The organism is Staphylococcus sp. EZ-P03, assembly GCF_003344575.1.
Taxonomy (GTDB): Bacteria; Bacillota; Bacilli; order Staphylococcales; family Staphylococcaceae; genus Staphylococcus; species Staphylococcus simulans_B.
Genome location: NZ_QPMO01000015.1, coordinates 31,076 through 43,530, shown reverse-complemented (window position 1 = coordinate 43,530; position 12,455 = coordinate 31,076). Strand labels below are relative to the sequence as shown.

14 protein-coding genes and 1 tRNA gene are annotated in these 12,455 nt (G+C 37.3%); 10 read left to right on the top strand and 5 right to left on the bottom strand.

Going from position 1 to position 12,455, the window contains the following annotated elements; genetic code table 11:
• Nucleotides 1–27: 27 nt before the first annotated feature.
• Nucleotides 28–99 (bottom strand) — tRNA-Arg (locus tag DVJ99_RS07895).
• Between the two features lie 148 nt (nucleotides 100–247).
• On the opposite strand from DVJ99_RS07895, the gene clpP reads away from it, so the two are divergent.
• A complete protein-coding gene (clpP, locus tag DVJ99_RS07890; protein ID WP_002481561.1) occupies nucleotides 248–832 on the top strand; it encodes an ATP-dependent Clp endopeptidase proteolytic subunit ClpP in 585 nt (194 codons plus the stop codon).
• Nucleotides 833–861: 29 nt separating this feature from the next.
• Here the strand turns inward: clpP and DVJ99_RS07885 are convergent, their stop codons facing one another.
• Entirely contained in the window at nucleotides 862–1,080 is a 219-nt protein-coding gene (locus DVJ99_RS07885; protein ID WP_114603804.1) for a hypothetical protein, read from the bottom strand.
• A gap of 99 nt (nucleotides 1,081–1,179) precedes the next feature.
• On the bottom strand, nucleotides 1,180–2,082 hold the full coding sequence (locus DVJ99_RS07880; protein WP_114603803.1) for a TIGR01777 family oxidoreductase: 903 nt from the start codon (nucleotides 2,080–2,082) through the stop codon (nucleotides 1,180–1,182).
• A gap of 582 nt (nucleotides 2,083–2,664) precedes the next feature.
• Here DVJ99_RS07880 and DVJ99_RS07875 point away from each other — a divergent pair.
• Nucleotides 2,665–3,432 carry a hypothetical protein gene (locus tag DVJ99_RS07875; RefSeq protein ID WP_114603802.1) on the top strand — a complete coding sequence of 256 codons (768 nt, stop codon included), beginning with the start codon at nucleotides 2,665–2,667 and terminating at the stop codon, nucleotides 3,430–3,432.
• Between the two features lie 172 nt (nucleotides 3,433–3,604).
• Here the strand turns inward: DVJ99_RS07875 and DVJ99_RS07870 are convergent, their stop codons facing one another.
• Entirely contained in the window at nucleotides 3,605–3,835 is a 231-nt protein-coding gene (locus DVJ99_RS07870; protein ID WP_114603801.1) for a hypothetical protein, read from the bottom strand.
• Nucleotides 3,836–4,137: 302 nt separating this feature from the next.
• Between DVJ99_RS07870 and DVJ99_RS07865 the strand changes: the two genes are divergently transcribed.
• Nucleotides 4,138–5,157, top strand: coding sequence for a sugar-binding transcriptional regulator (locus DVJ99_RS07865; protein ID WP_114603800.1), 1,020 nt, complete (start codon nucleotides 4,138–4,140; stop codon nucleotides 5,155–5,157).
• Nucleotides 5,158–5,216: 59 nt separating this feature from the next.
• A complete protein-coding gene (gene gap, locus DVJ99_RS07860; protein ID WP_105993584.1) occupies nucleotides 5,217–6,224 on the top strand; it encodes a type I glyceraldehyde-3-phosphate dehydrogenase in 1,008 nt (335 codons plus the stop codon).
• A gap of 33 nt (nucleotides 6,225–6,257) precedes the next feature.
• On the opposite strand, the gene DVJ99_RS13115 is transcribed toward gap, so the two are convergent.
• Nucleotides 6,258–6,431 (bottom strand): hypothetical protein, encoded by a 174-nt coding sequence (locus tag DVJ99_RS13115; protein WP_162912156.1) that lies wholly within the window; start codon nucleotides 6,429–6,431, stop codon nucleotides 6,258–6,260.
• Nucleotides 6,432–6,494: 63 nt separating this feature from the next.
• Between DVJ99_RS13115 and DVJ99_RS13305 the strand changes: the two genes are divergently transcribed.
• The 6 genes from DVJ99_RS13305 (at nucleotide 6,495) to secG (ending at nucleotide 12,375) form a co-directional block, all read left to right on the top strand.
• Nucleotides 6,495–7,685 (top strand): phosphoglycerate kinase, encoded by a 1,191-nt coding sequence (locus tag DVJ99_RS13305; RefSeq protein ID WP_105993585.1) that lies wholly within the window; start codon nucleotides 6,495–6,497, stop codon nucleotides 7,683–7,685.
• Between the two features lie 39 nt (nucleotides 7,686–7,724).
• On the top strand, nucleotides 7,725–8,486 hold the full coding sequence (gene tpiA, locus DVJ99_RS13300) for a triose-phosphate isomerase (protein ID WP_114603799.1): 762 nt from the start codon (nucleotides 7,725–7,727) through the stop codon (nucleotides 8,484–8,486).
• A 1-nt stretch (nucleotide 8,487) separates the two neighbouring features.
• On the top strand, nucleotides 8,488–10,005 hold the full coding sequence (gene gpmI / locus DVJ99_RS07845) for a 2,3-bisphosphoglycerate-independent phosphoglycerate mutase (RefSeq protein WP_105993587.1): 1,518 nt from the start codon (nucleotides 8,488–8,490) through the stop codon (nucleotides 10,003–10,005).
• A 93-nt stretch (nucleotides 10,006–10,098) separates the two neighbouring features.
• Nucleotides 10,099–11,403 (top strand): surface-displayed alpha-enolase, encoded by a 1,305-nt coding sequence (gene eno / locus DVJ99_RS07840; protein ID WP_114603798.1) that lies wholly within the window; start codon nucleotides 10,099–10,101, stop codon nucleotides 11,401–11,403.
• 189 nt (nucleotides 11,404–11,592) lie between these two features.
• The gene (locus DVJ99_RS07835; protein WP_240430825.1) at nucleotides 11,593–12,060 is read left to right on the top strand and encodes a hypothetical protein; all 468 of its coding nucleotides are present in this window, start codon (nucleotides 11,593–11,595) and stop codon (nucleotides 12,058–12,060) included.
• A gap of 78 nt (nucleotides 12,061–12,138) precedes the next feature.
• Nucleotides 12,139–12,375 (top strand): preprotein translocase subunit SecG, encoded by a 237-nt coding sequence (gene secG / locus DVJ99_RS07830; RefSeq protein ID WP_105993589.1) that lies wholly within the window; start codon nucleotides 12,139–12,141, stop codon nucleotides 12,373–12,375.
• Nucleotides 12,376–12,455 lie beyond the last annotated feature (80 nt).

The following is a 12,455-nucleotide window of genomic DNA, read 5'->3' as shown; positions in this document are numbered from 1 at the left end:
AACGAAGTGCTTAAAGGCTTAAAGTTACCCCCTCGAAGGGAATCGAACCCCTATTTCAAGAACCGGAATCTTACGTGTTATCCATTACACTACGAGGGGTAAATATTAGCATGCAATTAATAGTGTACCTTTATCGGTTAGAGTGGTCAATATAGTCAATTTAAGAAGTATGAGTTTTATTTTTGACCATTTTTGACTTTTGGGTTAAAATAAGGATAATTCATTAAAAGTACAAGGAGGAAATAGAATGAATTTAATTCCTACAGTAATTGAAACAACAAATCGCGGCGAACGTGCTTATGACATTTACTCAAGATTGTTGAAAGACCGTATTATTATGTTAGGTTCAGCAATTGATGATAACGTAGCAAACTCAATCGTATCACAATTGCTATTCTTACAAGCACAAGATGCTGAAAAAGATATTTATCTTTATATCAATTCACCAGGCGGCAGTGTAACAGCTGGTTTCGCTATTTATGATACAATTCAACACATTAAACCTGATGTACAAACAATCTGCATCGGTATGGCAGCATCAATGGGTTCATTCTTGCTTGCTGCAGGTGCGAAAGGCAAACGCTTTGCTTTACCGAACGCTGAAGTAATGATTCACCAACCACTTGGCGGTGCACAAGGTCAAGCAACTGAAATCGAAATTGCTGCTACACACATCTTAAAAACACGTGCTAAATTAAACAAAATCTTATCTGAACGTACAGGTCAATCTATCGAACAAATCGAAAAAGATACTGATCGCGATAACTTCTTAACAGCAGATGAAGCGAAAGAATACGGCTTAATCGACGAAGTTATGCAACCTGAAAAATAAGATATTCAAGCATAAAGAAAGTTCCGGCATTATTGCTCCGGAACTTTTTTTGTGTCTTTCTTATTTTGCTTTTGATACATAACGAAATTGTAGACTGCCCATCCTAATATAATGATGCCGCTAACCAGATAGAGACATGCAATATACAGAGAAGGGATGGCGCGTGTCATTGAGAAGCTGCCGATACAGATTAACAGTATCGCAGCAATCATAAGTAATATTCGTGTTACCATACTACTTTTATCCATTGATCCACCTTCATTCAAAAACAATCTTGCTTTTAGTTTGTTTAAGTGAGTGCTGCTTGTTAAATAAACGCTCACAATTCAAATCTATTATATCTCTTTTTACTCATGAACTAAACTATCTAAAGCTGATTTCAAGTTAGGGTAGGCGAATTGGAAACCATATGCGTCTAAGCGGTTAGGAATCGCTTTTTGTGTGTCTAATATAATAGTTGCTCTTTGGCCTAATACTAGACGTAATAATGCACTCGGTACCCATGTTTCGTGCGGTTTATGCATTGCACGTGCAAGGGTATAGCCGAATAAGTTTTGGCGTTCTGCGACAGGTGTTGTCATATTAAATACACCAGAAGCTTCGTCTTTATTGATTAAGAATAAAATGGCACGTGTTAAATCTGTGATGTGGATCCATGAATACCATTGGAAACCAGTGCCGAGTTTACCGCCTGCATAAAAACGATAAGGCAATTCCATCATCGGAAGCGCGCCGCCTTCATCTGACAGCACCATTCCGAAACGGCCGATAATAACACGTGTTTGATGCTGTTCGAATTTACGTGCAAAACGTTCCCATTGATAGGTAATATCTGATAGGAAATCATGCGGATCACACTGTGATAATTCAGTATAAGTGCGGTGAACATCAGGTCTGTAATAACCGACTGCACTGGCATTAAATAAAATTTCCGGGAATTTCCCTTTATGCTCAAACAGTTCATATAGTGCTTGTGTTGCTTGGATACGGCTTAACATTAAGGTTTGTTTATATTCGTCTGTCCATCTTTTGTTTAAAGTCGCACCTGCTAAATTGATTACGATGTCAATATGATCAGGGACTTTATCTTCCCAGCCTTCTTTGTTCCAGTTAATATAGGTGATTTTCTCATCTAAGTTCTGACGATCTTGACGTGTCAAAATCGTAATGTGGGAGTCTGTGTTGTGAATGGCATCAACTAAATGACTGCCTACCAAACCTGTACCGCCTGTAATTAGAAACTGCTTCATTACCTTTCACCTCATTAATAGTAATCATCATCAATTATAACAACGGATGTTCAGATTGTAGAAATTCTAAACATTCAATGATTATTCAATATTTAGTCATTAATATGTCAAGATAATCTAAATAATCTCGTTTAAATCACTTTTAGAAAAGTTATAATAGAAGTACCTTCGGAATTAATTAAACATCTCTTAATTAAAAATAGTATACCCCATAATATACATGCGAAGGTGAAATTTTGACTCCCTTTAGTTTTGGGCCTATGCGAGCAGCGTATAGGTCCATTATTTTTGTCTTCTTCCATTGATTGATGATGTTATTATAACAATCTTACTGTCATTAATCACTTGTATTGGATTGTAATGTTTCATCCCTTCAACTTGTGAATATTCTCAATATATATAATTTCAATTGTTTGCCAACTAAAATGATGTATCCCTTGTGTGAAAATGTTATGATAAATAAATGAATACAGCGAAGAAATAATAGTGAAGTTATCAAGAAACGGGTAATAGATATTATCGTGAGAAAACACACTTGTACTTATATGAGAAAAAGAAATGAGACTGAAAAGAGGAGAGCGCATGTCTAACAATAAAATGAGTAGACTCGCAAAGATAGTGAGTTCTATCATCGTCATAATATTATTGTTTGGTTTAGCGTTTGCTACATTTGCTTTTGTAGATAATAACAAAAAAAGCAGCGAACGCTATAGTCAGCAGCAAAAGAAAGAGAAACAAGAGAAAAAAGAACGTGCTGAGAAGAAAAAGAAAGAAGAAGAAAAGCAAAAGCGCGAACAAGAATTAGAAGAACAAAGACAACAAGAAATTGCGAATCAGCAAGCTGCAGAACAGCAGCGACAAAATGAAATCAATGCACAACGCGAGCAACAGCGCCAACAAGAACAAGCGCGTCAAAACGCTGCGGCACAAAAACAAGCTGAAAAACAACAAGACGACAAACAGAAAAAAGCTCAAGAAGCAGCACAAAAGCAAAGAGAACAAGCCAGCAAAGAAGCAGAAGAAAAACAAAAAGCACAGCAAGAAGCACAACAAAAACGACAAGAAGAGGCACAAAAACAAGCACAAAAGCAAGCACAAGAACAAGCTCAAAAACAAAGAGAAGAAGCTGCACAACAGAGAGAACGTGCACAAGAACAAGCAAAACAAGAACAAAGCCAACGCAGCAGTCAATCCTCTCAACAACCCAGGCCAGGGCAAGAACAGCAGTCAAAACCAGTAAACGAATCTCAAAGCTCACAGCCTAAACCATCTGCACCGCAGCAAAGTTCTCAATCTAATCAATCATCAAGTTCAAGTCAATCGAGCCAAAGCAGCTCAGATGATGATTAATACAATTTGTAAATAGTTAATGATAAGGCAGGAAGCTGATGTTTCCTGTCTTTTTTATGGTTGAAAATATTTGTAATGATTAATGAAAGACATGAAGCGGGTATGTGATATATATCAGAAAAAAAGCAACCAAGCTGTGACTTGATTGCTTAAATATTTAAAATAAGTTGATTTAAGACATAAGGCTGATGAGCCAAGTGATAATTAATGCGATGACAGCGACTGCTGGAAGGCATCCGCATCCAAATGGAGTGCAGCCGAAGGAGTAGTATTTTATCTTTCTGTCGTTTTCAAAGCGTGAACGCTGTTGTTCTTCTGGACTGCGGTTAAAATAGGAATCATCTTTGTATCTTGGATCATCAGGATCAATAACTTCTGGTTTATCATCGTTATTATGAGTCAATCAGATACCCTCCTTTGTTAACCTCATTATAATAGAGAAGCTTCAGAAAATATATTTAAAAGAAATGAGGTTTTCAGATGATTTTTCTTTGAAGAAAAGGGTATAATGTAGATAAGGTAGTAGTGTTGTTTGCAACAATATATTGAACAACTCACCTTAGTGAATCTTAAAGCTTGCTTTTTATATCAGATGATAGTATTATGACAATTGTAAGAGATGTTATTTTTTTGTCCCACCTGGGACTAAAAACGTCAAAGTGTGGTTGCATGCTGACCCTTAAAGAAAAAGAGGAGGAAATAGTAGTGGAAGACTTGCTTAAAGTCCAACAGAAATTGATTCCTGAGCTTGTCGAAAAAATGTACCGAAGATTTACTATACTCACTACTATCAAGATGCACCAGCCAGTCGGAAGAAGAAGTTTAAGCGAATTTATGAATTTGACTGAGCGTGTATTGAGATCAGAAACAAACACTTTGAAAAAGCAAGAGCTCATCAAAGTAAAACCGACAGGCATGGAATTAACTGCTGAAGGCGAAGCTTTGATCGAAGAGTTGGAATCTTATTTCGATATGTATTCTGATGGGTATCATTTGGCACAGTTGGTAAAAGAACGTTATCAAATCAAGAACGTTTTTGTTGTACCGGGTGATACAGATATGGATAGTGCTGTAAAGAAAGAAATGGGCAGTCAAGCAGGACAATTGTTAGAACGTACATTTTATAATGATGCTATCGTATCTATCACTGGCGGCTCTACAATGGCTGCTGTGAGCGAATCAATGCATATACTGCCGTTTAAAACTTTCTATGTCCCAGCAAGAGGGGGACTAGGAGAAAACGTAGTTTATCAGGCCAATACTATCGCAGCAAGTATGGCACAACAAACAGGCGGCGATTATACAACACTCTATGTTCCTGACAATGTCAGCGAATCCACATACGAGATGTTGCTGCAAGAGCCATCTGTTAGAAACACATTAGATTTAATCAAACAATCCAATATAACGGTTCACGGCATTGGTGATGCGCTGAAAATGGCAAACAGACGCCATTCGTCAAAAAGTGTGATTGAAAAGCTTCATCATCACAATGCAGCAGGAGAAGCGTTTGGATATTATTTCGATAATGAAGGCAATATCGTTCACAAAGTGAAAACGATAGGACTTCAAATGGAAGATTTAGTATCAAAAGAATATATTTTTGCTGTAGCGGGCGGTGCTTCAAAAGGAGATGCAATCAGAGCATATCTTTCTATCGCTCCTAAAAACACCATCTTAATTACAGATGAAGGTGCAGCAAGAAATATTGTTCAATCACAATGAATTTAGTTTAAAAAAGTGACTTCACTTTTTAACAATATCTTTTAAAGGAGGCCATAATAATGGCAGTAAAAGTAGCAATTAATGGTTTTGGTAGAATCGGTCGTTTAGCATTCAGAAGAATTCAAGATGTTGAAGGTATCGACGTAGTAGCAGTAAACGACTTAACAGACGATGAAATGTTAGCACACTTATTAAAATATGATACTATGCAAGGACGTTTCACTGAAGAAGTTGAAGTTGTAGATGGCGGATTCCGCGTGAATGGTAAAGAAGTTAAATCATTCGAACAACCAGATGCAAGCAAATTACCTTGGAAAGATTTAGGAATCGACGTAGTATTAGAATGTACTGGATTCTATACTAGCAAAGAAAAAGCACAAGCTCACATCGATGCAGGTGCTAAAAAAGTATTAATCTCTGCACCAGCAACTGGTGATCTTAAAACAATCGTTTACAACGTAAACAACCAAACTTTAGACAGCAATGACACAATCGTTTCAGGTGCTTCATGTACTACAAACTCACTTGCTCCAGTAGCAAAAGTTTTAAATGACAGCTTCGGTTTAGTAGAAGGTTTCATGACTACTATCCACGCTTACACTGGTGACCAAAATACTCAAGACGGTCCACACAGAAAAGGCGACAAACGTCGTGCACGTGCAGCAGCTCAAAACATCGTTCCAAACTCAACTGGTGCTGCTAAAGCAATCGGTAAAGTAATTCCTGAAATCGACGGAAAATTAGACGGTGGCGCTCAACGTGTTCCTGTAGCAACTGGTTCATTAACTGAATTAACTGTTGTATTAGACAAAGATGCTACAGTAGAAGACATCAACGCAGCTATGAAAGCAGCTTCAAACGAATCATTCGGTTACACTGAAGACGAAATCGTATCTTCTGACGTAGTTGGTATGACATTCGGTTCATTATTCGACGCAACTCAAACTCGTGTAATGACTGTATCTGGTCGTCAATTAGTTAAAGTTGCAGCTTGGTACGATAACGAAATGTCTTACACTGCACAATTAGTACGTACTTTAGAATACCTTATCAAAGACGTAAAATAATTGATCAACACTGATATGAAATAAGGTCTGAATTTAACAAGCGGTAATGTGTTGTTGAAATTCAATGACCAGCTTATGAGTAAGCGGGGAGGCACATACGCTTCTCCGCTTATTTTCATTAAGTACATGGTTATTAGAGTTAATATTTTCAGAAAGATGAAATTTTTCATTGGATTCTGTTAATATATCTGCAATATTTGTACCCATATGCTAACCTCAAATTACAGACATTTTATATATTCGTGCTTTTATCCAAAGGAGGAAGTTTTGATGGCAAAAAAACATGTATCTGATTTAGATTTAAAAGGTAAAGTCGTTTTAGAACGTGCAGATTTTAACGTACCTTTAAAAGATGGAGAAATTACTAACGATAACCGTATCGTTCAAGCATTACCAACTATTGAGTATATTCTTGAACAAGGCGGAAAATTAGTTTTATTCTCTCACTTAGGCAAAGTTAAAGAAGAAAGCGATAAAGAAAAATTAACACTTAAACCTGTAGCAGTTCGTTTAAGCGAAAAATTAGGCAAAGATGTTAAATTTGTTCCGCAAACACGCGGTAAAGAATTAGAAGACGCAATCGCTGCATTAAATGAAGGCGATGTGCTTTTAGTTGAAAATACACGTTTCGAAGATTTAGACGGTAAAAAAGAATCTAAAAACGATCCTGAATTAGGTAAATACTGGGCTTCATTAGGCGATGTATTCGTAAATGATGCATTCGGTACTGCTCACCGTTCACACGCTTCAAACGTAGGTATTGCTTCTAACTTAGAAAGTGCTGCTGGAGATTTGATGGAAAAAGAAATCAAATTTATCGGCGGTGTTGTCAACAACCCTGACAAACCAGTTGTTGCTATCTTAGGCGGAGCTAAAGTTTCAGATAAAATCGGTGTAATTGAAAACTTATTGAATGTTGCTGATAAAGTCTTAATCGGCGGCGGAATGGCTTACACATTCCTTAAAGCACAAGGTTACGAAATCGGTAAATCTTTATTAGAAGCAGACAAAGTCGACTTCGCTAAAGACTTATTAGAACGTGCCGGCGGTAAAATTGTATTACCAGTTGACGGTAAAGTAACAAAAGAATTCTCTAACGATTCTCCATACACTGTTGTAGGTATCGATGAAATTCCTGAAGATCAAGAAGCTTTAGATATCGGACCTAAAACTGTTGAGTTATTCAAAAAAGAATTAGAAGGTGCGCATACTGTAGTATGGAACGGACCTATGGGTGTATTCGAATTTGAAAACTACGCACAAGGTACAATCGGCGTATGTGAAGCAATTGCAGAATTAAAAGACGCTACAACTATTATCGGCGGCGGCGACTCAGCAGCTGCAGCAATGATGCTTGGATTCGAAAAAGACTTCACGCATATTTCTACTGGCGGCGGTGCATCATTAGAATATCTTGAGGGTAAAGAATTACCAGGTATTGCATCAATTAGCGATAAATAAGCTGTAACATATTAATATAATTTCAAGGAGCGTTTTATAATGAGAAAACCAATTATTGCAGGTAACTGGAAAATGAATAAAACAGTGCAAGAGGCTAAAGATTTCGTAAATGCTTTACCTCAGTTGCCTGATACAAGCAAAGTTGAAGCAGTGATTTGTGCACCTACAATTCAATTAGATGCCTTAACTACAGCTGTTAAAGACGGCAAAGCTGAAGGTTTGAAAATCGGTGCAGAAAACACTTATTTCGAAGATAGCGGTGCTTTCACAGGAGAAACTTCTCCAGTAGCATTAGCTGATTTAGGTGTTAAATATGTGATCATCGGTCACTCAGAACGCCGTGAATTATTCTTTGAAACTGACGAAGATGTAAATAAAAAAGCACACGCAGTATTCAACCATGGTATGACACCTATCATTTGTGTAGGTGAAACACTTGAACAACGTGAAGGCGGTAAAGCTGAATCAGTTGTTGCTGAACAAGTTAAAAAAGCAGTTGAAGGTTTATCAGATGATCAATTGAAACAAGTAGTGATTGCTTATGAACCAATCTGGGCAATCGGTACTGGTAAATCATCTACAGCGAAAGATGCAAACGAAATGAGTGCATTCATCCGCAAAACTGTAGCAGAACTTGCAAGCCAAGACGTAGCAGATGCAGTTCGCATCCAATACGGCGGCAGTGTTAAACCTAACAACATTGCAGAATATATGGCTGAATCAGATATCGACGGCGCTTTAGTCGGCGGTGCTTCATTAAAAGTTGAAGACTATGTAAAATTATTAGAAGGTGCTAAATAATATGGCGAAACAACCAACAGCATTAATCATCTTAGATGGTTTTGCAAATAGAGAAGATGTACATGGTAACGCAGTCAAACAAGCGTATAAACCAAACTTCGACCGTTATTATGAAAAATATCCTACAACTCAAATTGAAGCCAGCGGCTTAGAAGTAGGTCTTCCTGCTGGTCAAATGGGTAACTCAGAAGTAGGTCACATGAATATCGGTGCTGGACGTATTGTTTACCAAAGTTTAACACGCATTAACAAATCAATTGAAGACGGCGACTTCTTTGAAAATGAAGTGCTTAACGAAGCGATTGAACATGTTAAAGCGAACAATTCAGCATTGCACGTATTCGGATTGCTTTCAGACGGCGGTGTACACAGTCACTACACACACTTATTTGCAATCTTAGAATTAGCTAAAAAACAAGGACTTGATAAAGTCTATGTACATGGTTTCTTAGACGGCCGTGACGTGGATCAAAAATCTGCATTCAAATATGTCAAAGAAACTGAAGAAAAATTCAAAGAAATCGGCATTGGCCAATTCGCATCTATCTCAGGTCGTTATTATGCAATGGACCGTGATAAACGTTGGGAACGCGAACAAAAAGCGTACAATGCAATTCGTGACATCGATACACCTGAATATGCGACAGCAGAAGAAGGTATCGAAGCAAGTTACGAAGAAGGTTTAACTGACGAATTTATTATTCCATTCTCAATCAAAGAACAAAATGAAGGTGTTCAAGACGGAGATTCAGTTGTATTCTTCAACTTCCGTCCTGACAGAGCCGGACAACTTTCAGAGATCTTCACAAACAAAGATTTCAAAGGCTTTGAAGTTAACCAACCTAAAGATTTATTCTTTGCGACATTTACAAAATACAATGACCAAGTTGACGGTAAAGTTGTATTTGAAAAAGTTGATTTAAAACAAACTATCGGTGAAGTTGCAGAAGCAAACAATCTTAAACAATTAAGAATTGCTGAAACTGAAAAATACCCTCATGTTACTTACTTCATGAGCGGCGGACGCAACGAAGAGTTCGAAGGTGAACGTCGTATCCTTATCGATTCGCCTAAAGTTGCAACTTACGACTTAAAACCAGAAATGAGTGCATATGAAGTTAAAGATGCATTATTAGGGGAATTAGATAAAGGCGATTTAGATTTAATCATCTTGAACTTTGCGAACCCTGATATGGTAGGACACAGCGGTATGTTAGAACCTACTGTAAAAGCAATTGAAGCAGTAGATGAATGTTTAGGTGAAGTCGTTGATAAAATCTTGGATATGGGCGGCAATGCAATTATCACTGCTGACCACGGCAACTCTGACCAAGTTTTAACTGACGATGATCAACCAATGACAACACACACAACAAACCCGGTTCCTGTTATCGTAACTAAAGACGGCGTTGAATTACGCGAAACTGGTAAATTAGGCGACTTAGCACCGACATTACTTGATTTATTAGGTGTTAAACAACCTGAAGAAATGACTGGAGAGTCATTAATTAAACATTAATTGTTCACAATCAATATCGGATAATTAATTCATTTTTTAAGCAAGACAAGTTATAATATATATGAAAGCAATTATGAAAAGGAGATTATCAACATGCCAATTATTACAGATGTTTATGCTCGCGAAGTCTTAGATTCTCGCGGAAATCCAACAGTTGAAGTAGAAGTATTAACTGAAAGCGGTGCATTCGGTCGTGCGTTAGTACCATCAGGTGCATCTACAGGTGAATACGAAGCCGTAGAATTACGTGACGGTGACAAAAACCGTTACGGTGGTAAAGGTGTTACTAAAGCAGTTGAGAACGTAAACGAAATCATTGCTCCAGAGATTATTGAAGGCGAATTTTCAACATTAGATCAAGTATCTATCGACAAAATGATGATTCAATTAGACGGAACAGAAAACAAAGGTAAATTAGGTGCCAACGCTATTCTTGGTGTTTCTATCGCTGTTGCACGTGCTGCAGCTGACTTCTTAGGTCAACCGCTTTACAAATATTTAGGCGGATTCAATGGTAAACAATTACCAGTTCCTATGATGAACATCGTTAACGGTGGTTCTCACTCAGATGCGCCGATTGCATTCCAAGAATTCATGATTTTACCTGTTGGTGCTGACTCATTCAAAGAAGCATTACGCTGGGGTGCTGAAATCTTCCACAACTTAGCTAAACTTCTTAAAGGTCGCGGCTTAGAAACTGCAGTAGGTGATGAAGGTGGTTTCGCACCTAAATTCCACGGTACTGAAGATGCTGTAGACACTATCTTAGAAGCAATCAAAACTTCTGGTCTTGAACCAGGTAAAGACGTATTCTTAGGATTCGACTGTGCTTCATCTGAATTCTTTGAAGACGGTGTATATGACTACACTAAATTTGAAGGACCTGAAGGTGCAAAACGTACTTCTGCTGAACAAGTTGACTATATCGAAGAATTAGTTAACAAATACCCAATCATCACTATTGAAGACGGTATGGATGAAAATGACTGGGATGGTTGGAAACAACTTACAGATCGTTTAGGTAAAAAAGTTCAATTAGTAGGTGACGACTTATTCGTTACTAACACTAAAAAATTATCTGAAGGTATCGAAAAAGGTATCGGTAACTCAATCTTAATCAAAGTTAACCAAATCGGTACTTTAACTGAAACATTCGACGCTATCCAAATGGCTCAAAAAGCAAACTACACAGCAGTTATCTCTCACCGTTCTGGTGAAACTGAAGATACTACAATTGCTGACATCGCAGTTGCTACAAATGCTGGTCAAATAAAAACAGGTTCATTATCAAGAACTGACCGTATCGCTAAATACAATCAATTGTTACGTATTGAAGACGAACTTTACGAAACAGCTGAATTTGACGGCATCCATTCTTTCTACAACTTAGACAAATAATTTAAGACTTACTGAAATTGAGTTCACGCAAAATTTAATTCAGTAATTGAAATAGGAAACTGTTAAGGCTTAAGTGCTTTGGCAGTTTCTTTTTTTGTGACGCTAGGAATACTCCCACTTCTCTTTCATAACTGATATAATTAAAAACAATGAGAGTATTCTATATTTATTAAGGAGTTTGGTTTTATCGTGGATACTGAAAATACTAAAGCGATGCGTGCAAAAAAATCAGGGAAATTGATCGCATACGCTTCAATCTTTTTAGCGATGATGTATGCGACATATATTTTTGTGGTATTGGATAAAAGTGTCATTGTTGATTTATTAACTTCCCACCAAATTGAAGCTACGAAAAATGCGGTAGGCAACTTCTTGAACAGTTACCGCTTAACCGGCATTATGTATTTACTGGCTTACTTATGCGGGTTAATCGCAATTTGGAATCAGCACCCGTATTTATGGTGGTTCTTGTTTGCGGTCTATATTTCACAAACTTTCTTTACTGCTGTGAACGCTGGGCCGATTATGCAAAGTATTATTCATGTGAAGTCTTTATATATGACATTGCCGTTATGGATTACTTTGGCAGGTTCATTAATCTTGGCACTGTATATGCTGATTATATCTATCAAAAGAAAAAGTACGTTTAATCGTTGATTTTTTGGATCTGAATTTGATATACGCTGTCTTTTCGTGTTATAATTGTCAGGTATATTATGAATGGAGGACTAACGCATGCATGTTTTGTTAACAGTTTTATTAGTCATTGACTGTATCGCTTTAATTACAGTTGTGTTACTCCAAGAAAGCAAAAGCAATGGACTTTCAGGAGCAATCAGCGGCGGTGCTGAACAGCTCTTTGGTGGAAAACAGAAACAACGCGGTGTAGATTTATTCTTAAACCGTGTCACAATCGTATTATCTATTGTGTTTTTCGTGTTAATGCTCGCAATTACTTATCTTAATATGTAAATGTAAGGTCCGACAATGTAAAAGTCGGGCTTTTTTCATTATAATGGAATGTGAGTATGTATATTTAATGAGATGAAAGG

Bases quoted from the DNA above. Each gene is read 5' to 3' on its own strand.
- clpP (WP_002481561.1), top strand. From the start codon at position 248: ATGAATTTAATTCCTACAGTAATTGAAACAACAAATCGCGGCGAACGT.
- tpiA (WP_114603799.1), top strand. From the start codon at position 7,725: ATGAGAAAACCAATTATTGCAGGTAACTGGAAAATGAATAAAACAGTG.
- DVJ99_RS13115 (WP_162912156.1), bottom strand. From the start codon at position 6,431: ATGGGTACAAATATTGCAGATATATTAACAGAATCCAATGAAAAATTT.
- eno (WP_114603798.1), top strand. From the start codon at position 10,099: ATGCCAATTATTACAGATGTTTATGCTCGCGAAGTCTTAGATTCTCGC.
- DVJ99_RS07875 (WP_114603802.1), top strand. From the start codon at position 2,665: ATGTCTAACAATAAAATGAGTAGACTCGCAAAGATAGTGAGTTCTATC.
- secG (WP_105993589.1), top strand. From the start codon at position 12,139: ATGCATGTTTTGTTAACAGTTTTATTAGTCATTGACTGTATCGCTTTA.
- DVJ99_RS13305 (WP_105993585.1), top strand. From the start codon at position 6,495: ATGGCAAAAAAACATGTATCTGATTTAGATTTAAAAGGTAAAGTCGTT.
- gap (WP_105993584.1), top strand. From the start codon at position 5,217: ATGGCAGTAAAAGTAGCAATTAATGGTTTTGGTAGAATCGGTCGTTTA.
- DVJ99_RS07880 (WP_114603803.1), bottom strand. From the start codon at position 2,082: ATGAAGCAGTTTCTAATTACAGGCGGTACAGGTTTGGTAGGCAGTCAT.
- gpmI (WP_105993587.1), top strand. From the start codon at position 8,488: ATGGCGAAACAACCAACAGCATTAATCATCTTAGATGGTTTTGCAAAT.
- DVJ99_RS07885 (WP_114603804.1), bottom strand. From the start codon at position 1,080: ATGGATAAAAGTAGTATGGTAACACGAATATTACTTATGATTGCTGCG.